25 protein-coding genes are annotated in these 20,398 nt (G+C 34.4%); 11 read left to right on the top strand and 14 right to left on the bottom strand.

Annotation, left to right across the window (positions count from 1 at the left end; genetic code table 11):
* Positions 1-84: 84 nt before the first annotated feature.
* The 14 genes from KI430_RS06040 to KI430_RS05975 all read right to left on the bottom strand — a co-directional run bounded on the left by KI430_RS06040 (position 85) and on the right by KI430_RS05975 (position 10,070).
* The gene (locus tag KI430_RS06040; RefSeq protein ID WP_248877358.1) at positions 85-957 is read right to left on the bottom strand and encodes an SMI1/KNR4 family protein; all 873 of its coding nucleotides are present in this window, start codon (positions 955-957) and stop codon (positions 85-87) included.
* A gap of 23 nt (positions 958-980) precedes the next feature.
* Positions 981-1,661 (bottom strand): hypothetical protein, encoded by a 681-nt coding sequence (locus KI430_RS06035; protein WP_248877357.1) that lies wholly within the window; start codon positions 1,659-1,661, stop codon positions 981-983.
* A 15-nt stretch (positions 1,662-1,676) separates the two neighbouring features.
* Positions 1,677-2,111: a hypothetical protein gene (locus KI430_RS06030; RefSeq protein ID WP_248877356.1), complete on the bottom strand. Its 435-nt coding sequence runs from the start codon at positions 2,109-2,111 to the stop codon at positions 1,677-1,679.
* Positions 2,112-2,207: 96 nt separating this feature from the next.
* Positions 2,208-2,912 (bottom strand): SMI1/KNR4 family protein, encoded by a 705-nt coding sequence (locus KI430_RS06025; protein WP_248877355.1) that lies wholly within the window; start codon positions 2,910-2,912, stop codon positions 2,208-2,210.
* A gap of 113 nt (positions 2,913-3,025) precedes the next feature.
* Entirely contained in the window at positions 3,026-3,298 is a 273-nt protein-coding gene (locus tag KI430_RS06020; RefSeq protein ID WP_248877354.1) for a hypothetical protein, read from the bottom strand.
* An 18-nt stretch (positions 3,299-3,316) separates the two neighbouring features.
* Positions 3,317-3,814, bottom strand: a complete 498-nt coding sequence (locus KI430_RS06015) for a hypothetical protein (RefSeq protein ID WP_248877353.1) — start codon at positions 3,812-3,814, stop codon at positions 3,317-3,319.
* 84 nt (positions 3,815-3,898) lie between these two features.
* Complete coding sequence (locus KI430_RS06010; RefSeq protein ID WP_248877352.1) at positions 3,899-4,603, bottom strand: hypothetical protein; 705 nt, start codon at positions 4,601-4,603, stop codon at positions 3,899-3,901.
* 117 nt (positions 4,604-4,720) lie between these two features.
* Entirely contained in the window at positions 4,721-5,236 is a 516-nt protein-coding gene (locus KI430_RS06005; RefSeq protein ID WP_248877351.1) for a hypothetical protein, read from the bottom strand.
* A gap of 24 nt (positions 5,237-5,260) precedes the next feature.
* Complete coding sequence (locus tag KI430_RS06000) at positions 5,261-5,575, bottom strand: hypothetical protein (protein ID WP_248877350.1); 315 nt, start codon at positions 5,573-5,575, stop codon at positions 5,261-5,263.
* A gap of 106 nt (positions 5,576-5,681) precedes the next feature.
* Positions 5,682-6,158 (bottom strand): hypothetical protein, encoded by a 477-nt coding sequence (locus KI430_RS05995; protein WP_248877349.1) that lies wholly within the window; start codon positions 6,156-6,158, stop codon positions 5,682-5,684.
* A gap of 107 nt (positions 6,159-6,265) precedes the next feature.
* Positions 6,266-7,057, bottom strand: coding sequence for a DUF4261 domain-containing protein (locus KI430_RS05990; protein WP_248877348.1), 792 nt, complete (start codon positions 7,055-7,057; stop codon positions 6,266-6,268).
* A 167-nt stretch (positions 7,058-7,224) separates the two neighbouring features.
* A complete protein-coding gene (locus KI430_RS05985) occupies positions 7,225-7,848 on the bottom strand; it encodes a hypothetical protein (RefSeq protein ID WP_248877347.1) in 624 nt (207 codons plus the stop codon).
* 162 nt (positions 7,849-8,010) lie between these two features.
* On the bottom strand, positions 8,011-9,072 hold the full coding sequence (locus KI430_RS05980) for an ankyrin repeat domain-containing protein (protein ID WP_248877346.1): 1,062 nt from the start codon (positions 9,070-9,072) through the stop codon (positions 8,011-8,013).
* A 179-nt stretch (positions 9,073-9,251) separates the two neighbouring features.
* Positions 9,252-10,070: a DKNYY domain-containing protein gene (locus tag KI430_RS05975; protein ID WP_248877345.1), complete on the bottom strand. Its 819-nt coding sequence runs from the start codon at positions 10,068-10,070 to the stop codon at positions 9,252-9,254.
* A 174-nt stretch (positions 10,071-10,244) separates the two neighbouring features.
* On the opposite strand from KI430_RS05975, the gene KI430_RS05970 reads away from it, so the two are divergent.
* The 11 genes from KI430_RS05970 to KI430_RS05920 all read left to right on the top strand — a co-directional run bounded on the left by KI430_RS05970 (position 10,245) and on the right by KI430_RS05920 (position 20,394).
* Positions 10,245-11,081, top strand: a complete 837-nt coding sequence (locus KI430_RS05970; protein ID WP_248877344.1) for a tyrosine-type recombinase/integrase — start codon at positions 10,245-10,247, stop codon at positions 11,079-11,081.
* 190 nt (positions 11,082-11,271) lie between these two features.
* A complete protein-coding gene (glgB, locus tag KI430_RS05965) occupies positions 11,272-13,218 on the top strand; it encodes a 1,4-alpha-glucan branching protein GlgB (protein WP_248877343.1) in 1,947 nt (648 codons plus the stop codon).
* A 12-nt stretch (positions 13,219-13,230) separates the two neighbouring features.
* The gene (locus KI430_RS05960; protein WP_248877341.1) at positions 13,231-14,637 is read left to right on the top strand and encodes a glycogen synthase; all 1,407 of its coding nucleotides are present in this window, start codon (positions 13,231-13,233) and stop codon (positions 14,635-14,637) included.
* A 76-nt stretch (positions 14,638-14,713) separates the two neighbouring features.
* A complete protein-coding gene (locus KI430_RS05955; protein WP_248877340.1) occupies positions 14,714-15,982 on the top strand; it encodes a glucose-1-phosphate adenylyltransferase in 1,269 nt (422 codons plus the stop codon).
* Positions 15,983-16,078: 96 nt separating this feature from the next.
* A complete protein-coding gene (locus tag KI430_RS05950) occupies positions 16,079-16,846 on the top strand; it encodes a DUF3108 domain-containing protein (RefSeq protein ID WP_248877339.1) in 768 nt (255 codons plus the stop codon).
* Positions 16,847-16,959: 113 nt separating this feature from the next.
* Complete coding sequence (locus KI430_RS05945; protein ID WP_248877338.1) at positions 16,960-17,373, top strand: SRPBCC family protein; 414 nt, start codon at positions 16,960-16,962, stop codon at positions 17,371-17,373.
* 153 nt (positions 17,374-17,526) lie between these two features.
* Positions 17,527-18,381 carry a VOC family protein gene (locus KI430_RS05940; RefSeq protein WP_248877337.1) on the top strand — a complete coding sequence of 285 codons (855 nt, stop codon included), beginning with the start codon at positions 17,527-17,529 and terminating at the stop codon, positions 18,379-18,381.
* Positions 18,382-18,392: 11 nt separating this feature from the next.
* Positions 18,393-18,833: an SRPBCC family protein gene (locus KI430_RS05935; RefSeq protein WP_248877336.1), complete on the top strand. Its 441-nt coding sequence runs from the start codon at positions 18,393-18,395 to the stop codon at positions 18,831-18,833.
* Positions 18,834-18,849: 16 nt separating this feature from the next.
* Positions 18,850-19,374: a DinB family protein gene (locus tag KI430_RS05930; RefSeq protein WP_248877335.1), complete on the top strand. Its 525-nt coding sequence runs from the start codon at positions 18,850-18,852 to the stop codon at positions 19,372-19,374.
* A 24-nt stretch (positions 19,375-19,398) separates the two neighbouring features.
* Entirely contained in the window at positions 19,399-19,836 is a 438-nt protein-coding gene (locus KI430_RS05925) for a VOC family protein (protein WP_248877334.1), read from the top strand.
* 114 nt (positions 19,837-19,950) lie between these two features.
* On the top strand, positions 19,951-20,394 hold the full coding sequence (locus KI430_RS05920; RefSeq protein ID WP_248877333.1) for an SRPBCC domain-containing protein: 444 nt from the start codon (positions 19,951-19,953) through the stop codon (positions 20,392-20,394).
* Positions 20,395-20,398 lie beyond the last annotated feature (4 nt).

Raw genomic sequence — 20,398 nt, 5'->3', positions numbered from 1 at the left:
TTTAGATTTTGTGAAATATTCTTTGCAAAGGATTTTTCTGGAAGTTTGGTTTGCCCTCAGTTTTACCTTTTTAAATTTATATCATTAATTTTCAACTCGAATGTTACTAAGCAACTTGCTAAGTTCCTTAAAATCTCCGTTATGTCTGCTTGAGCTGGTTTTCATTTTTAAGTGCCATTTTTCAGTTTGTTTGCTGTTGATCCAATAATAAACGGGTGTACTATTTTTACCTCTTACAATAATGTAGGAATAGTCTTCTAAGTCATTTCGTTGTATGAACAAATCATTCTTGTTGGGTTTTAATCCCGTTTCTTTCTTCCATTGGTCAAACCAATACTTGTCGGTATTAAGTATATCTGTCGGGAAAGCTGTTTCTAAACTCACCAAACAATCAGTTCCTTTGCCAATTTGAAAAGTATAAAATGGCGGTTTGTTGTGAGAAAATTTTTCTGTTAATATCCAAGGCGATGGAATGCTATCGATACCAAACCCATCATCTGTTTTTAGGCTGTTTAATTTCTGTTTCTGAACTTGCTTCTTGCTTTTAGCTTTTAAAGTAATTGAGGTAATTTCTTCAATGCTTTTAGCGATTTCTTTTACTTCTCCCGTTTCGTGAAGCCACGAAAAAATCTTATCGTCTAACAGTTTATCGTTTTCTTTTGTTGTTAATAAGATCAAGTAATCGGCAGATCCGTTTGATGCAATTGCTATTCCATCGACTGGAAAATTGCCCCAATTTCTGGCTAGTTTGGTTTCTAAAACGATATGATTGGAAGTCCTGCTTATTCGCTTTTGGTCTGCTTGGTCAAAAAATGGGAAAAGTTGCCAGTCATCTTCTTTGGTGCTTAAAGCTCCACCGTTTTCTTTGCGCATTTTGTTTTTGAAACTGTCGGGAAACGTAAGTCCAAGCTCTTTTTCAGTTTCTTCGATGTATTTGAGATCAATTGGAAATGGCATTTTCGTATTTTTTAGTTAATAGTTTAGGTCCAATTAAATTTTTGAAATACTTGTTGTTGTTTTCTATCAATATATAAACTGATCTCATCTTCCCCGAAACCGCTATAATTATAACCTGTAAGTTTTCCGATTAACTCGTTGTTTCGTGTTGTAGCACCTGTAGCGCTTAGTTTTTCATAGATTTTTCGCTCGTGGTTACTGTCACAGTCGGTATAGGCTCCACCCTGAATAAATAATCCGGTTTCCAGATATTTATCTCTCGTTATCCAATAATTGATAAGCCCTTTCACATAATGATAATATTCAAAAGAAATCTTCCTTCTACGCTCGTTCTGTATCGCAAAATGACTTTTCTTAACTTCCTCGTAGGCTTTTTGTGTCAGATAATCGGCCTTGTTTTCTTCGTATTCTTTCTCAGCTTCTGCGTACCAGTCGCTCAACTTATCAAACGTTTCAATACTGCTTAAGTCTCCATTAAACTTATATTTTTCACCTGTCCAATCGAATTTGATAAAATTAAAACCAAACAACTCATCTTTGAAATTTAGGTCAGGATCGCCATTTCCCCAAACAGTTACAAAATGAACTTTACCTTCGCCTTTGTTCAGGTCCTTTAAGGCAACTGTCAATAGCGGAAAGAATATGGTTTTGAAAACAGTCATTGGTGCTTCAAAAACTTCGTCAATTGTTGGATATAACTTCATAAAACAAGTTTTAGTTTATTGCTCGTGATATTTCTTTTTGTCTTCTTCTGTGTAGAAACAGTAGATTACGCCCTCAATTTCATCCTCACCAATTTCGGTATTCATCCATTCCCTTAACTCTTCTAAATCAGTCGTTTGTTTAATGTCCTCCGCTTTCAATGGCGCATTCGGTAAGAGTACCAATATGCCATTTTTAACCGCCAATAAATCAAGTGCTTTCTGGTCTACAGGCACACTGAAATAATCTTTGTCGTAAGTTTTGGCAACTAGGAACGTTTCGCCGTTTACTTCTTGTTTTTCAAACCAGGCATCTGTGCCAGATATGTACCAAAATGGGTCGCCTGCATCCATTTCATATCCATACAAATCGGCCAGCTCGTCTCCAAAGACAACAACGGTAACTATTGTTTCTCCAATAATTGTGCAGTAAGGTTTTAGTTTATTATCCATTTGTTATTTATTTTCTTTTTGATTGGTGATTATTTATCGCATACCTTGATGATTAAACTTAAAAATCATCAAGCAAATTCTTCCTCGTCAAAATCTTTAAGCCGTTTCTACATCAATAATCTTGCAATTTTCCAGAAACTCGGTAAATGAATTTCCTACTTTTACGAAAGTTGCCCTTTTCAGTTCGTTGATTATTTTTCTGTCATTTGGATTTTCTTCGTCTAAATTATAAGTATCTTCATTGGATAGATGATATTTTTGCAGAACGAGATTTACAGCTTTTTCATAAAAATCGCCGTGAAAGTTTGAAGGATGGTCGCACATACCGTAATTGTAATAGATTGATCCATAGTCTTGCTTGTCTAACGAAATACAAAGAATGTCGGAAGCATCAGGATGCTGACAACTTGCGATCGACATCATATGATCTGGCAAAACATCAAAATCTTCCTTAGAATTTGCGTTGGATAAAATAAGTTCGGGCAAATCCCAATTTTCAACCTCATCTTCATTCATATCATCTTCCAGCCAAACTCCAAAAAAGCAAATCAAAGCAGGCTCAACTGAAGCATTGTTCATTCTTACCCATTTTAAAGGTGTTTCAAATACAACTTCTTGTGTATGTTCAGCGTCATCCGTATCGTCTATATATCCCGGCGAAACATAACCGCCATTATTGTTTAACAGAAAATTCTTATAGTCGGTTGGTATGTTTTTATAGCCAAATCGCTGCTCTAAGGTGTTTTCAACCTGGGCTAATAACTTTTCGTTTAGTTTTGGAAAGGCATTTATTAATTTCATAAAATGTTATTGTTGATGTGGTAGAATGTAATTATAAACCAAATATTTCGAGGAAACTGAAATGTTGCTCAATGCTTTCTTTAATGTCTATGTAAAAACCTTTTAATTTCATATTATTTCCACTCATAAGAAAGTGCCCGAACAATATTAGCAATGGCTTTATCTGCCAAATTGTAATTGTCAGCAATAAAAGAGTGACTTGCCTTACAACCTAAAACCAAATCGTAATCATTCCATAATTCGAAGGCGCCGCCTTTTGTCCAGATTTCGTTGAATAAATTTAATTCATTGTAATTTAATGTTTTATCCTGAAATACAAATTCACAAAATGTCCACGGTTGCTCCCAATTGTCAAAGCTTAATATTCGGTTTTCCAATGTTTTCATACAGAAGTTTCTTTGAATTTAGTTTTTAAATTCACTATTTGAAGATTTTTTAAAAATAATCATACAAAGTATTGTTCCAACTACCAAACCAGCCAACAGATAATATTCCAAATACATATCCTGAAAATTAATTCTGGGAATATCAGCTTCGGAAGTAAATTCGGCTCTTCTTAAAATGTCGTTGATTTGAGCAACTTTAAATTTTAGATAAATCACTCTCAATCCCAAAAATAGAAATCCTGAAATTATGATAATGAGTAGAGAAAATAATTGTTGTTTACCCGAATAGATTTTACAATAATTTTTGGCAATCAGGTATAAGAAAGGAATTATTCCAAATGAGCAAATAAAAATCAGCATCGGGAAAATCTGATGAGTTACGTTTGAACTGTCACTAAACAAAATATTTTCACCCGTAATTTCGGCTATAAAAAACGACAAAAACCAATCTCTAATTAGAAAGGCAAAAAGGCACAGCAACAATGATAATCCGATAATAATTGCTTTGTTTTTCATAGTTTTTTTGTTTTAATATTTTCGTTTTAATTTGAAAACAGAAATTATCTAAACTTATTTTAGCAAATATTGTATTCTTCTCAATCAATTAAACAATGATTTCCAAAATCCTTTTTTAGCTTCAACCAAAGAACCATCATAGACTTGTTTTGCTAATACTTCATTATTGATTGTTTTCAATGTTTTCCGTATTTTTTCTTTTATCGGCTCGTGCCTGTAAAAATCTCCAAGAATTGAGACACATTTTTGCCGAACAAATACATCCTTGTCATCTAAATATGGATAGATATTTTCAATTTTTTCATAAGGTGTAAAAACCATTATTGCAGAAGTTAGAAGCTCATATCTGTCACTCGATATATCTTTATTTTCTAAGTTCTTTTTTAATTTTTCAATAATTAATTTTTCTTGCTGATTATTAGTATGGTTGGGGTAATCAAAATGATTATCAAAACTTTCCCAATTATTATCGTGATTTATAATTCCATTTTTTATATGATTGATTAAGTTATTGATATTTTTGAATTTTGGAGTGAAGTCTAGATCACTGTGTTGCAACAAAGCCACTTTATCCAGCAAAGGTTCTTCTGTGTAAACTGCGATAAAGTCACTTTCATCATTAGTTATAATTGGAAAAAGGTCAATCCCCAATTTATAGTTGGCTAGCCATTCTTTGGTTTCCTTAATCTCATCTTCCGATAATAATCTAAATCCTTTTTGACTTAATAAACTGGTTGTTTTGTTTAAATCAATGTTATATTTTGTTAAAAATTCTTGTGGTTTTATCATTTGGTAAATAATGTTGCAGTTATTTGTGTTAAATTTCAAACATATTTCTTAATCTTAGCATTCTTTAAATGGTTGATGTCGATACCAAGTGAATGTATAATTCAATTTTTCAAATTCCTATTTCTTCATTGTCGTAAAAATAAACAACAGATTATTGAGATTTTTATTGGATTGGGCATTTCCAAAAAGATGAAGCAATTCATTCCAATTCTCACCACTTTTACTATCAATAATGGTTTGGATAGAGTAATTGCCGTTACAGTTATAGACTGTCCAATTAGAATCTTGGCCAAGTATTCTATTCTTCTTATTTTCTGTTGTACAGCTTTTATTATCTGGAGGAAACTGGCTGGGATGATTTCCAAAATAAAAACCTCCTGAGAAATCTTCTTTTTTTGTGCTGTCTGCAGGATGAAAATGGTAAACGGAAAAGTCTTCTCCGTTCGTTTCTTCTATCACATAATCTTTAGGAAGCGAAATGTAATAATTGCTTTTTCCGATTGGTCTTACTACCAAAGTTTTAAGAAACTCATTGTCTGCGACATTCTTTTTAGACCCTTTATCACCATTTTCTTTACAGCTGTACAAGAGTAATATTGTAGATAATGCGAAAATTTTCAGTTGTGTTTTCATATTCCCTGCGTTTTTTACTAAATTTTATTTTACTTTCACACTATCAGATTTTGGAGGAAGCGGAATCTGATTTTGAGAATTTGGTCGTGGTCCAGACAATGCTTTGTCTACATAACTATCATATTTCAAAGTGTAAAATTGTTTTCCATCAATTCTTTTCAAACCCATAAGATATATATTTTCTCCAGAATAAGAGCTCGTCGGCAATTGATAACGCTTGTTTCTTTTGCTGTATTTAAAATGATAATCATATAAGGTTGAAATGAATTTTTTATAATCGGATTCAGTTTGTAGAAGATATGTAATCGTCAGGAATTCATTACCTTCGCTAAATGTCAATTCAACTCTTTCTTTAGTGCTGGGGTTGTTGTATGTAATATTGCAAAATACTGATAATTCTGAACTTCAGCGTATTTTGTCATAAATCTTGGCAAAAGCTTTATTTCTAATAAATAAAATTAGGACGTTCGTCAATAGTTTTGATATTTTGTCTGTCAATTATATACTTGTTATCTACAGTTTTGTAATTCATAATCTCACGTTTACTTTTTTTAATTCCTTTTAAAAAGCTTTGAATTTCAAGTCTGGAATTCTCTGCATCATTTGAAATTATCAAAATCAAACCCATATCGGTTTTGCTTTCTTTTAATTGATTCTCAATGTTCTCAATCGAAACTTCTTTGTTTTCGAAATTGTAATAGTCTGTGTCCACGCCATTATTAGACATCGTCATCGCAAAAGGATACAAGTTTTTGTTTTTATTAAGTGTAAATTCTGCGTGATCCAATGAGAATTGTAGCGACATAAATATATCTAATTCAGTAAGCGATGATGTAGCTTGTTTTTTATGACTTTTGCTTTTCCAAAAAATAAAAATCAGACAGACTAAAAATATCGTTATAAGTGGTAAAACTTGATTCATTGTGTTTTTTTTGAGATTATGTCTTAATTTAAGTTTATTAAAATCGTTTATTTAGTAAATTTATATTTATTAGTTTAAAAGCTGAGTACATTAGTTGAGCTGTAGCTTTACATTTCAAGTTTCAGGGTTTGTCCGTCAACCAATTGTCCTTTAGAAAGTGTTATGTTGATTTTTTGTTCAGCTGTATAACCCAAAGTTTCTCCATCTTTAAATGTTACATTACTGTTGATCACATATGCACATATGTTGTAAATGAAATCGTACAATTCCTCCAAACCTAGTTTTGAGTTAATAATTTCCATCTCTAGTTTTCCAAATGCACTCAAACCGTAAGTGTAAACGGAATTTCCTTCTTCAGATTCCCTTAAGCCAATATAAACCCAAAGATTGACTGGCGTAGCATCATTTTTTAAGTTTTCTGCACTTTCTAGATATTGCTCTTTAGGGATAAGAAGCGTCTGACTTCCTTGATAAATCCCAATTGAGTTTGATGTTGTTAAGATTGAATGTAAGATTTTGCTCAAAAGTTTAAATCTTTCTGCGTCCGTTTTTGTTCCCGACAATACGGAAACAATAGAATGTCCGGTAGAATTTTTAACCTCATCCAATACAGTTGGCCAATTATAGGCGTATTGTGCAGTTCCGGTAATGTCCTCTATCGGAATGGCAATAGGCATAAAAGCAATAGCAACTTTCTCATCATCGATGTTTAAAATTGCAGTTTCATCATCTCCATCAATATCTGTCACAGCTAAATTCCAATAATTTTTCAGATGGTCGACAATGGCGTTTAATTCGTACCTGTCGCCATTTACAAACATTGGCATTGCAAGCAATATTCTGCTTTCCTGATTTTCTTTCCGTTCTTCTTTTTTCTTAAAAATATCAAATAATCCCATTTTGTTTAGTGTTTTTGTGTTGAGCAGGTACGAAATGTCAAAATTAACTTGTATTACTTGTCGTTCTTGTAAAAATACAGCTAATATTCTGGAGATTTGAAAGATGAAATGTTAAAGTTTGATTGAAAAACTACTATTGAATAAAGCTAAACCTTGTTAGCAGTATGCTAATAATTCCAGTTTTCATTATTAATTATTTTAGGATTAGCTGTCAAAGCTTCGGTTATTAAATTTCTAACCTTAAATGAGTTTCCGGATAAAGTGTAAGAATACTTATTGTTTAATGTTTTAATTACAACAAAAGCCTTATATCCTTTATGGAATATTTGTCTAACTTCAATACTGATAATATCATTAAAATTTATCGTATTTTGATGAAACATAGTGAAGAATGTAATTGTATTTTCTTTTACTATATATGATGGCATATATTTATAAATAAAATTTTCTTTTTCATTCAGAGATAATAGTTTTTCAGCGTCATCCACATTAAGAGTTCTAATAAATTTTAAATATCTCTTAAACATATTGTTTATTATAAAGACAAAAGGTCCAATTAAAAGCAATAAGCATCCAAATAATATAAATGCGAATAAAAAACTGTCTTTCATTCTGCTGTCAAAGCTTTCACTATCTACGTTTTTAAACGGGAGTGCTTCATTTATTGTAAGAATATAAAATCCAAGAGGTAAAACAATCGCCAAACACAGAAATAAAGAAATAAAACTAATTTTCCTAATGTTTGTACTTTTCTCATATTCTTTAATTTTGTTTATTTGGATATTGTTCATTTTGTTCGCATTTTGTGGCATTATAGCTAACGTTTCGGGGGTTGCCGGAACCTAAGATTTTAGCATAAAAAATTAAACAGAGTTACTAATGTTGAACCTCGCAAAAATGCTCAATTAAAGTATTTAAGCTTTTCATTTGCCAAACCCTTGCTAGGTAGTTTTTTATCTTTTGTAATTTGGTTTGTCAAGTAAAATTGGTGTTGGGTTAAGAAGTGTCCATTTTGTAGCAAGTTCACATAAATAGTTAAGTTCTTCCGTTTCGGCATCTCCATTTTTTCGGATATTTTGTACCAGTGAATTTGCTTTTTCAAGTTCGTTAGCTGATAAAGCATTACTCGAAGATAAATGCACAAGAAATGCGTCCAACATTTTTTTGAAATCAATATTCCAATTCCCGCTACCGTTTCTATATATTTCGTCTCGTACTTTACCGGAAATTCGCACAACTTCTCCTTGTACACTTTTTGCACTTCCGTTTGATGGAATAAGAAGTTCCCATAATTCCTCAAATTGTTTTTGCCAAGTTGTTCCATTTACTGTAATTGGTGATACACAATCGTGCATAATACGTTTTTTTACAGGTTGAACTTTGTATATATTGTAAAGTTTGTTAAGCGCTTCGTCTGTTTCCTGCAGATAATCTTTATTGAATTTTTCACGGTGAAACTCAAAGTTTTCTCCAATATGAGTAATGTGATCCTGCATTTTTTGAGTTATTTCTATATTTTCCAATAAGATTTTGGATATTTCTACCAAATTTACAATGTCGAGGTTATTTGCACGGCTTAAAGCTCTTTCGAGTGGTGTAAGTCTATTTGCATTTAGCGCATTGGTATCAGCACCGTATTCAATCAATTTTTTTACAGAAGTAACATTAAAACTGCTTCCTGCTGCAAAATGCAAAGGTGTGTCGCCATATTTATCCATAGCATTTACTTTTGCTCCAAGTTCTAAGAGTATTGCAATCTTGCCACTACGAGCCATTGTGTGTTGATGAAGTGCTGTTCGTTGGTAATCATCTACGGCTTCAATATCTGCTCCATTTTCTACCAACCAGCGAACAAGAGCATCAGGAACATTGAAAAAACTAAGAGCGGTTGCTTTTCCGTAACCACCTCTTGCATCTAATTCACAAGTATCAAATACTTTTTTGAGATTGTCGATGTTATTTTCTTTGATTAATTCATCAAAATTTTTCGGAAGCTTTTTTTTCTTTTTTGCCATTTTATACATTTATGTTCGGGCTTCTGTAAAATTGCCACAAACGTTTCGGGGCCTTTGCGATGGTGGGGCAATCGAAGCACAAATCTTCAATTTTGCACTAAAGTTGAACCGAAGAACTACCGTTGAACTTTGCAGTTTCGCCCCATTATTGCAAAACCCTTGTTAGCGGCAGGCTAATGTCATTTTAGAAGTTCTATCATTTTATCGTAATATATTTTTGCTTCTTCTATTTCTTTGTTTAATTCTGCAAAGCTAATTTTACGGTCATTCCAATAAGCCGTAAATTTATCTTTAGCATATTGTTTTGCAGTTCCTGTAATTCTTGGCAGTTCTACAATTTCAAAAGTATCAACATCTACATCTTTTATTTGTCGGTTAAAATAGAAAACGTTTGTCCTATCTTTTGAGTAAAAATAATTCTCTTTAAATTTTTCCCAACTTTTTGGATTTGCTTTTGGTATAACTGAAATTCCACAAAAAACACACTTGTCGTCGTGTCCAAAATAACTGTCATTAAGTGATACAAAAGTTTCAGCGTTAGCTTTTTTTACAATCTTTCCTTTTCCCTGAAAGTCATAATAATAAACATTATTTTTATCACGTCCAAAGCCATAAGGAACAAAACTTTCGTGTAGAAATTTTCGGTCATTAATTCTTTTTAATGACTTTCCTAAAGAATGTTGCCCACTATCACAGATTTCAAAAGTATTTGCGTCAGCATCATTAATTACCCCTGCCAAAACCCAAACATTTTCTTTGTCTTTTGCATAAGTCATATTTAATGCAGAAAACGTGTTTGGGTCAGCGTCTTTAAGTTTAGTTGCTCCTGAATAACAATTTCTTTTGTCCTTTGCCCAAACACCAAAAAAATGCTCAAAACTTTCTAAGTCAGCACTTTTTATTTGAAAGTTTCGATAAAATACACTTTTACTGTCTGTCCAATATATGTTTTGTTCTTCAAGTTCATCGAAACTTTCGTAGGATTTTAGTTCATTCATCAGTGTTCTGTTTTGATAGTAGTTTTGGATTGCTTGCCGCTAACATCCAAATCTACGCATTGCGTCAATACAAGACATATAAACTTGCGCTTATCCTTTTTCTAATTTAAGTTAATCAGCTGTAAACGATTTATTTATTTTTTTTCTATATTTGGATAAACGCAAAAAAAACAAATGATGAACCCAAATCTTACAGAGCAATTTGTGACCATTCTTCGCCTGCAACGTTATGCGGAAAGAAGTATAAAGACCTACACATCGCATCTTGCATACTTTTTAAAAGTCTCGGCCAAATTCAATCCGGAGGAAATCACCCAGCAGCAGTTGGAAGATTTTATAATATGGTTGGTCAATAAAAAGAAAGTGGGGCAGTCTTATCAAAAGGCAATGATTGCTACCATTACCAAGTTCTACAAAGAGATATTTCTGCGTAACGTCAATTTGAAACATCTGTATCCCAAACGGAAAGAGCATAAACTTCCTAATTTTCTCACAAGGGAAGAAGTGAAAAAGATTCTGGACGTTACAGAAAATATTAAACACAAAGCAATTTTAACCACCATCTATTCTTGTGGATTGCGTCTTAGTGAGGTCTTGGAACTGAAAATATCAGACATCAAAACACACGAAAACGTACTTCTTATCAGGCAGGCTAAAGGTAAAAAAGACAGAGTTGTGATGCTTTCTCCCAAGCTGGTAGAGTTATTGAGGGTATATTACAAATTTTATCAGCCTCAATCTTTTCTATTTGAAGGACAGACCAATGAAAAATATTCCGAGCGTAGTGTACAGAATATCCTGAAAAATGCTCTACTAAAAGCAGATATAACTTCTCCAGCATCGGTTCACACGCTACGTCATTCTTATGCAACACATCTGTTGGAAAATGGTACTGATATCAGGGTAATAAAGGAATTGCTTGGGCATAATAATATCAAAACCACAGAAATATATACCCAAATCACAGATGTTTCCAAAGCAAAAGTAAAGAGCCCGTTAGATTTTTTATAAAATCAAAAAGATTTAAAATTTAGTTTTTACAATGCATTCTACGCTCTATTACCACAGGTACTCAACTTTAATACTTATTAACAAAATTATTATAATGCTATAACGATTTATTTCGCTATCTTGGTAAAGGTATTATAATTGCTAACAAGTCATCATTTATAATTAATCATTCATCATTTATACTTAACCTATGTCGGTTCTGCCATACTCACTATTCTCCGATTTTGATATTTATCTTTTCCGTTCGGGAAAACACACGAGGCTCTACGAAAAGTTCGGCTCTCACAAAGTGGAGGTCGATGGAGTTTCCGGTGTTTATTTTGCCGTTTGGGCACCAACAGCAACAGAAGTTTCTGTAATGGGAAATTTCAACAATTGGGATTCTTTTTCTCACAAGTTGGCTGGGCGTTGGGATCAATCTGGGATTTGGGAAGGTTTTATCCCAGACTTGGATTTTGGTGAAGTTTATAAATATGGCATCAGAACAACCGATGGAATTTTGTTAGAAAAAGCGGATCCGTATGGACTTTGCTTTGAGAATGCTCTACAGGCAGGTTCTGCAGTTTGCACCACTTGGTACGAGTGGCAGGACAAAGAATGGATGGAAAAACGCTGGCGATACAACAGTCTCGAATCTCCAATTTCGGTTTACGAAATGCATCTAGGTTCGTGGATGCGTGATCCAAATAATCCTGAACGTTTTATTAGTTATGGCGAAATAGCGGACAAATTAGTCCCCTATCTCAAAACAATGAATTTTACACACGTAGAATTTATGCCGGTTATGGAATATCCATACGACCCGAGTTGGGGTTATCAGATTACGGGATTTTACGCGGCAACTTCCAGATTCGGTGGACCACAGGAGTTGATGTATTTGATTTCTGAACTTCATAAAAATAATATCGGTGTCTTTCTGGATTGGGTTCCGTCTCATTTTCCGGGAGATGCCAATGGCTTGCACCGCTTTGATGGCTCTTTTTTATATGAACACGAAGACCCGAGAAAAGGCTTTCATCCCGACTGGAAGTCCTATATTTTCAATTACGGAAGACCCGAAGTCAAATCTTTCCTGATTTCAAATGCAATATTTTGGCTAGACCGTTATCACGTTGATGGATTGCGTGTAGATGCTGTAACATCTATGCTTCATCTCGATTATTCAAGAAACGATGGCGAATGGGAACCTAATATCTATGGTGGAAATGTCAATCTGGAAGCGAAACAGTTTTTACAGGATTTTAATACAGCAGTTTATAAAGAATTTCCGGATGTTCAGACCATTGCGGAAGAAAGCTCCGATTTTCCAAAATTAACCAAGCCTGTTCATGATGATGGAATCGGTTTTGGAATGAAATGGATGATGGGCTGGATGCACGATACCTTGGACTATTTTAAAGAAAATCCAATTCATAGGAAATACCATCACAACAAAATCACCTTCACGAGCACGTATATGTATAATGAAAATTATATGATGCCCTTGTCTCACGATGAGGTAGTGCACGGAAAGAGTAGTTTGATTTACAAAATGCCGGGTGACGAATGGCAGAAGTTTGCCAATCTCCGCGCAATGTATGTTTATATGTTCACAAATCCGGGAACGAAATTATTATTTATGGGTGACGAGTTTGCCCAAACCAACGAATGGAATTTCACAAGTTCCCTTGACTGGCATTTGCTTCAATATCCTGTACATAAAAATCTTCAGGAGTTTGTACGAGATTTGAATTTCTTATATAAGACTCATCCTGCTTTGTACGAATTGCAATTCTCGCCTTATGGTTATGAATGGGTTGATGGCGATGACAGAGACAACTCAATTTTTATCTATCTCAGAAAAAGCAAATACGACAAAGAAGTTCTGATGACTGTTCTGAATTTAACACCCAATAGTTTTGATTACAGAATTGGCGTAGATGAAAATACAGACTGGAAAGTAATCCTGAATTCCGATGATGAAAAATACAGCGGAAGCGGAGTAGAAGCCGTCATTTCCCAAAGATTAGATGAAGGCTGGAATAACAGAAAGAACTCAATCATTATAAAATTACCACCTTTATCAGGTATGGTATTGAAACAAAGTAAACTAATAAAGAAATCTAAAATTGCAGATTTCCTGAAACGTAAAAAATAAACTAAGAAATATATGAAAGTATTTCATCTCTCTATGGAGTGTTATCCTGTCGCAAAAGTTGGTGGACTGGCGGATGTGGTGGGCGCTTTACCCAAATATCAAAACAAAATGGGATTGGATGCCAGCGTGATAATGCCTTGGTACAACAAACCGTTTTTCTACAATCACGACTTCGATATTGTGTTTGATGGTTTTATTCATCAATCTTCCCATATGTATCAGGTTCAGGTTTTCAAAGAGAAAGATAAATCTTTAGGTTTTGATTTGTATTTGGTTAAAATTCCGGGACTTTTGGATAGAGAAAATGTCTATGGCTATTGGGATGAGAGCGAGCAGTTCATTGCTTTTCAACACGGTGTTTTGCATTGGCTGAGTGCGATGCAGATCCGTCCGGATGTTTTACATTGCCACGATTATCATACAGGATTAGTCCCTTTTATGATAGATAATTGTTATGAATTCCGATTCCTGAAAGGTGTCAAAACCATCGGAACCATTCATAATGGTGAGTATCAGGGCAGTATGAATTGGCAGATGTCCAGCTTTCTTCCCCATTTTGATGGTCAAAAATCGGGATTATTGGATTGGAGCGGAAGAATCAATCCGATGGCTACGATGATTAAAACCTGCAATGCTTTCAATGCAGTTTCTAGTGGTTATCTGGAAGAGTTATTTTACAGTTTTCAAGGTCTTGAACCATTGATGAATCAGGAACGCCAAAAAGCTTTCGGAATCATCAACGGAATTGATACCGAAGTTTGGGATCCGCAAACAGATGATATGCTGAAGTTCAATTTCAACAGAGATTATGCAGAAGAAGGAAAATGGGAAAACAAAAAAGCCATTTGCGCAGAATATGGGCTCAATCCCAATCTTCCGCTTTTCGGTTTCATAGGACGATTTGCTGGTGAAAAAGGTGCTGACCTTTTACCAGAGATTGTTGAAAAAAGTATTCAGGAAACCAATGGCTCCTTAAATATTATTGTCTTAGGTTCCGGAAACCCACAAATCGAGAACAGGCTGAAGGAATTGCAATATCAATTCAATATTAATTTTGCTATAGATTTGGGTTATAAAGAATATTTGTCTCATCAGATTTACGCTTCGGCAGATTTCTTGCTAATGCCAAGTCGGGTTGAGCCTTGCGGACTGAACCAAATGTACTCTATGCGATATGGAACCATTCCAATTGTGAGATATACAGGCGGTTTACGAGATACGGTTCAGGATATTTCGACTGGTGGTAGTGGACTTAATTTTACCAATGCTGGTGCAGAAGATGCTGTTCACGCCATAAAAAGAGCGCTGCATATTTACAGCCAGAAAGATTTGATGAAAGGTTTGATTTATAGTAATATGTCTTTTGATTTTTCTTGGGAGAAATCGGCACAGAATTATTCCCAGCTCTATAACTACTAATTTTTTTTGTTAACATTGGCTTAATATTTGAAAACTATCATTAACTTTAATAAATATATATAACTAAAAACATATTATGAATGAAAGCGTAATTTCTATCGTTTTAGGAGGTGGACGTGGAAGCAGATTATTCCCTTTGACTTATACGAGGTCCAAACCCGCAGTTCCAATTGCTGGTAAATACCGTTTGGTCGATATTCCTATATCCAATTGTCTCAACTCGGGACTTAACAGGATTTTGGTGTTGACGCAATTCAATTCTGCATCACTGAATTCCCATATCAAGAATTCCTATCACTTTGATATTTTCAGCAAAGGATTTGTCGATATTTTGGCGGCTGAGCAGAATGTAGAGAATGAAAACTGGTATCAGGGAACGGCAGATGCGGTTCGCCAGACTATGAAGCATCTTGAAAAATATGAATATGAATATATTCTGATTCTTTCCGGTGACCAGCTTTACCAGATGGATTTCAAGAAAATGATAGATTTCCACAAAGAAAAAGGGGGCGATATTACGATTGCGACGATTCCTGTAGTTGCAAAAGATGCAACTGGATTTGGGATTATGAAAGCAGATGAAGATGGCAATATTACTGCTTTTACAGAAAAACCAAGTTTGGATGTTCTATCAGATTGGACTTCTGAAACTAGCGATGCAAGCAAAGCTCAAGGTAAGGAATATCTAGCATCAATGGGAATCTATGTATTTACAAAGAATGTGCTTAGAAAGCTTTTTGCCGATTATGAAGGTGATGATTTTGGAAAAGATTTCATTCCAGCATCCATCGGAAATCTAAATGTTTTAAGTTATCAATATGATGGCTATTGGACAGATATCGGAACAATTGAGTCTTTTTATGAGGCTAATTTGGATTTAGCGCAGGATTTACCTCAATTCAATTTATTCAGCTCTAATCCTATTTATACTAGAGCGAGAATGCTTCCTCCAACGAAGATTAATGGTTCGTATGTCAGCAAAACGATTTTCGGCGATGGATGTATCATTTTAGCAGATAAGATTGAGAATTGCATCATCGGAAACAGAACCAGAGTTGACAGAGGCTCAACAATTGTGAATTCCTATGTAATGGGTGCGGACTATTACCAAACTGCTCAGCAAGTTTCTCAAAATGAGAAAGATGGAATCACGAGTATGGGAATCGGAAAATACTGTTATATTGATAAAGCTATTCTTGACAAAAACTGTTACATCGGAAACAATGTAAGAATCATCGGAGGAAAACATCATCCGGACGGCGATTATGACACACACTCTATCAAGGATGGAATTGTTGTGATAAAGAAAAATGCGGTTATTCCAGACGGTACAAATATTATGTAATTTGATACATACTCTAAAACCCTTCGGAAACGGAGGGTTTTATTTTTTAAATTTGGCAAATAATTTGTCTTAGACTTAGCCTATAAATAATATTTAATGAAGAATCTGTTATTTCTTATCAGTTTTTTATGGTTCACATCAGCTTCAGCACAATTTGATAATATCAATGCTGGCGAGGTCTTGAGTTATAGAATTCACTATGGTTTTATTACGGCTGGGAATGCCACTTTATCAACTACCAAAACATCCTATAAAGGTCAGCCTGCTTTCTACGTTCGAGGAGTTGGAAAAACAAGTGGTGCAGCTAAAGCGTTTTTCAAAGTAGAAGATGTATATGAAAGTTATATTAATGAGAACAAGGAACCGCTTTTCTACGTAAGAAACGTTTCTGAAGGAAGTTATACGCAACATTTGCAAAGCACTTTTAATCCCGCTAACAACTCATTGGTTTTGGTTGATAAAAAACATACGGACAGACCTGCAAAAACCATTAAAGTTCCAAATGATATTCAGGATATGTTGTCTTGTTTTTATTATTTGAGAAGTCAGTCTGCGGATAATTTGAAAGTCGGAAGCGTGTTGAAAATGAATGTCTGGATTGATGACGAATTATTTCCTTTTCAATTGAAAGTGGTCGGAACAGAGAACTTGTCAACCAAATTTGGTAAAATTAATTGTCTCAAAATTATTCCTTCGGTAATTAGCGGAAGAGTTTTTAAACAGAAAGAAGGCGTGACAATGTGGGTGACAAATGACCAAAACAGAGTACCAATCCTCATAAAAGCAGAACTTGCAGTTGGGTCGCTCAAAGCAAGTATCGATAGTTACAGTAATGTAAAATATCCATTGAACTTTAAAAAATAAAGATATTGAAAATCACTTTTTTAAGAGTGATTTTTTGTTTTATGACCAATTATTGTCCTAAGACAAGTCGGGCATATCAGAATAAAATTAACTTTGATTTAAAAGAAATTCAAATGAATAAAATTAAAGTAACAGCAGAAATCAATAAACCAATTAATGAGGTGTGGAACACATTCAATAATCCGGAACATATTGTGAAATGGAATTTCGCCCACGAAAGCTGGGAATGTCCTTCTGCTAAAAATGATTTAACAGTTGGCGGTAAATTGGAAGTCAGGATGCAGGCAAAGGACGGAAGTTTTGGTTTTGACTTCGTTGGAATTTATGATGAGGTTAAAGAAAATCAATCAATCCAATATCATATGGAAGATGGACGAGAAGTTGAAATTATTTTCGAAAAATTGTCTGATGACAAAACAAAAGTGACTGAAAACTTTGACCCGGAAAATCAAAATCCTTTGGAATTCCAAAAAGACGGTTGGCAAGCAATTTTGGATAATTTTAAGTCTTACTCAGAAAGTATTTAGAATGAACTACAAAAGTCACAAAAGATTATATAAATTTTTATAAGTTTAAGCGCCTTTGTGACTTAAAAGCGGTTTTATTAAAAAACTTTGTAGTCTTTGTGTTAAAACTTGGAAGATTACAAAATTTTAAATCTAATTTCTAAAATAAAAATAATGAACAACAATATATTTCCCTGCTTTTGGTTCAACCAAAATGGCGCTGAAGCGGCAGAGTTTTACACTTCTGTCTTCAGAAATACAGAGATTACAGTTAATACACCAATGGTTATTAACATAGAAATCGAAGGTCAGAAATTAATGTTCCTGAATGCTGGTCCAATGTTCAAACCTAATATGACTTTATCATTAATGATGATGTGTGATTCTGCTGAAGAAGTAGAAAGCTATTATCACAGACTTGCTGAAAAAGGAAAAGTAATGATGGAATTGGACGCTTATCCATGGAGCGAAAAATATGCTTGGGTAGAAGACCAATATGGGATTTCCTGGCAGTTATATTTTACAGCTGAGAAAGCCAAGCAAAAAGTTTCTCCGGTAATGATGTTTACTGGGAATAATGCCGGAAAATGTAAAGAAGCTCTGAATTATTATACAAGCATTTTCCCGGATTCTGAAATAGAAGGCATTATGGAATATGTAGAAGGACAAGGTGATGTGGTTGGAAATGTGGCGCATTCTCAGTTTATCATCAATGATTATGTGATGATGGCGATGGATAGTTCACACGACCATAAGGCCCAATTTACAGAAGGAACTTCTATAACCGTAATGACCAAAGACCAAGATGAAACCGATTATTATTGGGACGAATTCACAAAAGAAGGCTCGGAAAGTATGTGCGGTTGGCTCAAGGATAAATATGGCTTTAGCTGGCAGATTGTTCCGCATCGATTAATAGAATTGACTAATACGCACGAAGTGGAAAAGGCTCAAAAAGCATTTGGCGCAATGATGAAAATGAAAAAAATTATCATCAAAGATATAGAAGACGCTTATTACAACTCATAAATTAAAAAGTTATGGAAACATTAAGATATCAAATCGAGATTGATGCGTCAGCAGAAAAAGTTTGGGATATTTTGTGGAATGACAAAACTTATTCTCAATGGACGCATTATTTCAGCCCGGGTTCTGTGATGAAAACAGATTGGGAAGTTGGAGGGAAAACGTATTTTACAGAAGCAAGTGGACAAAACGGAATGGTAAGTACAATAGAACGTATCGAGAAGCCAAAACATTTGGTGTTTAAACATCTTGGTGAGCTAACTAATGGAGTTGAGGATGTTGACAGCGAAAAAGTAAAAGCTTGGAATGGAAGTTTGGAGGCTTACTATCTTGAAAGCAATAATGGAAAAACAACCCTGAAAGTTGAAGTCGATGTCGACAGCAGCTACAAAGATATGATGGATGAAGGCTTCAACAAAGGCTTAGAAGTCGTAAAGAGTCTTTCTGAAAATTAATTTAAAAACATAAATGATGGATAAACCAATCTCAAAAAAATTAGAAATAATCATTCCTGCATTCCGTGCCCATTCGCAGACATTTGTAATGGTTTTGGACGGAATTTCTGAGGAAGATGCAAAGAAAAGAATCGATGAAAAAACCAATCATATCATTTGGATGGTTGGGAATTTTATCAATATGCGTTATAGCCTGGGCTGGGTTTTGGGACTCAAAGAAGAAGACCCATTCAGCGACTTGTTTTTCCAGGGAAAAGCTTTGGATGAGAACTTCATTTATCCCACATTAGCACAATTGAGGGAAAGTTTCCACAAGATTTCGCCTTTGGTTTATCAAAAGTTATTGGAAGTTACAGACGAAGATTTAGATAAAGATTTCCCAATGGGAATGGGCGTTGATTTTTTCAAAGAAGATGTTCTCAATTTTGTTGGAATGTGCATTGGACGGGAAGATTATTTGTCAGGACAATTAGGTTTGATGAGAAAAATCCTTGGCTATGAAGGAATGACATATGACTTTGATAAAGATTTAAAGTACTAACATTAATCACAAAATAAATTAAAAATGCCAAAATTAAATTCATACCTCAATTTTGATGGTACAGCAGAAGAAGCTTTCAAATTTTATCAATCCGTTTTCGGTGGCGAATTCGTAGGCGGAGTAATGAAAATGGGAAACGCTCCGGGAACAGAACATCTTTCCGAAGATGAGAAAAACCGTGTGATGCACATCGCATTACCAATAGGAAAAGACCTTTTGATGGCTTCGGACATCGTTCCGTCTATGGGACACAAACTGAATCAAGGAAACGGAAATTATATTTCTATTTTCCCGGAAAGTAGGGAAGAAGCAGACCGAATCTTTAACGGACTTTCTGCAGGTGGAGAAATAGAAATGCCAATGGAAGACCAGTTTTGGGGCGACTATTTCGGAAGCTTCAAAGACAAATACGGTGTTTGCTGGATGGTTAATCACAGCAAAGATTCTGGTTACGAAGGATAAAAAATTTTACACAAAGGCACAAAGTTGTATTGTTTAGCAAAATCCCTTTTGCCTTTAAGCAGATTTAGAATTTAGATATTTGTGTCTTTGTGATTAATTAAAAAAAATAAATCTATGGAAAAAGTAACAGCAAAAGCTTCTATCGGAATCCAGAAGCCTGTTTCAGAAGTATTTGAAGCGATTATCAATCCTGAAATAATGCAGAATTATTTCATTTCCAAAGGTTCCGGAAGAATGGAAGCCGGTAAAGAAATTTTCTGGTCTTTTCCCGAATTTGATGGTTCTTATCCATTGACAACGAAAGAAATAATTCCCAATGAAAAAATTGTTTTTGTCTGGGATCCAAAATCTGTTGTGACAATAGAATTGCAACAATTATCTGAAAATAACACAGTGATAAAAGTTGCGGAGGAAGGGCATAACACAGACGATAAAGGTATAAAGTGGGCAATCGGTCAAACCGAAGGCTGGGCCAATTTTCTGGCTTGTATGAAGGCTTGGCTGGAATATGGAATCCATTTACGGAAAGGCGCTTTTGACTTTATGAAAACTAACTAAAATT

It is taken from the genome of Epilithonimonas zeae (genome assembly GCF_023278365.1).
Taxonomy (GTDB): Bacteria; Bacteroidota; Bacteroidia; order Flavobacteriales; family Weeksellaceae; genus Epilithonimonas; species Epilithonimonas zeae_A.
Note: the sequence above shows the minus strand (reverse complement) of the source record. Positions and strands in the feature narration are given on the sequence as shown.

What these genes read in the sequence shown, in the direction of transcription:
- KI430_RS06040 (WP_248877358.1), bottom strand. Translation starts at nt 957, where the DNA reads ATGCCATTTCCAATTGATCTCAAATACATCGAAGAAACTGAAAAAGAG.
- KI430_RS06035 (WP_248877357.1), bottom strand. Translation starts at nt 1,661, where the DNA reads ATGAAGTTATATCCAACAATTGACGAAGTTTTTGAAGCACCAATGACT.
- KI430_RS06030 (WP_248877356.1), bottom strand. Translation starts at nt 2,111, where the DNA reads ATGGATAATAAACTAAAACCTTACTGCACAATTATTGGAGAAACAATA.
- KI430_RS06025 (WP_248877355.1), bottom strand. Translation starts at nt 2,912, where the DNA reads ATGAAATTAATAAATGCCTTTCCAAAACTAAACGAAAAGTTATTAGCC.
- KI430_RS06020 (WP_248877354.1), bottom strand. Translation starts at nt 3,298, where the DNA reads ATGAAAACATTGGAAAACCGAATATTAAGCTTTGACAATTGGGAGCAA.
- KI430_RS06015 (WP_248877353.1), bottom strand. Translation starts at nt 3,814, where the DNA reads ATGAAAAACAAAGCAATTATTATCGGATTATCATTGTTGCTGTGCCTT.
- KI430_RS06010 (WP_248877352.1), bottom strand. Translation starts at nt 4,603, where the DNA reads ATGATAAAACCACAAGAATTTTTAACAAAATATAACATTGATTTAAAC.
- KI430_RS06005 (WP_248877351.1), bottom strand. Translation starts at nt 5,236, where the DNA reads ATGAAAACACAACTGAAAATTTTCGCATTATCTACAATATTACTCTTG.
- KI430_RS05995 (WP_248877349.1), bottom strand. Translation starts at nt 6,158, where the DNA reads ATGAATCAAGTTTTACCACTTATAACGATATTTTTAGTCTGTCTGATT.
- KI430_RS05990 (WP_248877348.1), bottom strand. Translation starts at nt 7,057, where the DNA reads ATGGGATTATTTGATATTTTTAAGAAAAAAGAAGAACGGAAAGAAAAT.
- KI430_RS05985 (WP_248877347.1), bottom strand. Translation starts at nt 7,848, where the DNA reads ATGAACAATATCCAAATAAACAAAATTAAAGAATATGAGAAAAGTACA.
- KI430_RS05980 (WP_248877346.1), bottom strand. Translation starts at nt 9,072, where the DNA reads ATGGCAAAAAAGAAAAAAAAGCTTCCGAAAAATTTTGATGAATTAATC.
- KI430_RS05975 (WP_248877345.1), bottom strand. Translation starts at nt 10,070, where the DNA reads ATGAATGAACTAAAATCCTACGAAAGTTTCGATGAACTTGAAGAACAA.
- KI430_RS05970 (WP_248877344.1), top strand. Translation starts at nt 10,245, where the DNA reads ATGATGAACCCAAATCTTACAGAGCAATTTGTGACCATTCTTCGCCTG.
- glgB (WP_248877343.1), top strand. Translation starts at nt 11,272, where the DNA reads ATGTCGGTTCTGCCATACTCACTATTCTCCGATTTTGATATTTATCTT.
- KI430_RS05960 (WP_248877341.1), top strand. Translation starts at nt 13,231, where the DNA reads ATGAAAGTATTTCATCTCTCTATGGAGTGTTATCCTGTCGCAAAAGTT.
- KI430_RS05955 (WP_248877340.1), top strand. Translation starts at nt 14,714, where the DNA reads ATGAATGAAAGCGTAATTTCTATCGTTTTAGGAGGTGGACGTGGAAGC.
- KI430_RS05950 (WP_248877339.1), top strand. Translation starts at nt 16,079, where the DNA reads ATGAAGAATCTGTTATTTCTTATCAGTTTTTTATGGTTCACATCAGCT.
- KI430_RS05945 (WP_248877338.1), top strand. Translation starts at nt 16,960, where the DNA reads ATGAATAAAATTAAAGTAACAGCAGAAATCAATAAACCAATTAATGAG.
- KI430_RS05940 (WP_248877337.1), top strand. Translation starts at nt 17,527, where the DNA reads ATGAACAACAATATATTTCCCTGCTTTTGGTTCAACCAAAATGGCGCT.
- KI430_RS05935 (WP_248877336.1), top strand. Translation starts at nt 18,393, where the DNA reads ATGGAAACATTAAGATATCAAATCGAGATTGATGCGTCAGCAGAAAAA.
- KI430_RS05930 (WP_248877335.1), top strand. Translation starts at nt 18,850, where the DNA reads ATGGATAAACCAATCTCAAAAAAATTAGAAATAATCATTCCTGCATTC.
- KI430_RS05925 (WP_248877334.1), top strand. Translation starts at nt 19,399, where the DNA reads ATGCCAAAATTAAATTCATACCTCAATTTTGATGGTACAGCAGAAGAA.
- KI430_RS05920 (WP_248877333.1), top strand. Translation starts at nt 19,951, where the DNA reads ATGGAAAAAGTAACAGCAAAAGCTTCTATCGGAATCCAGAAGCCTGTT.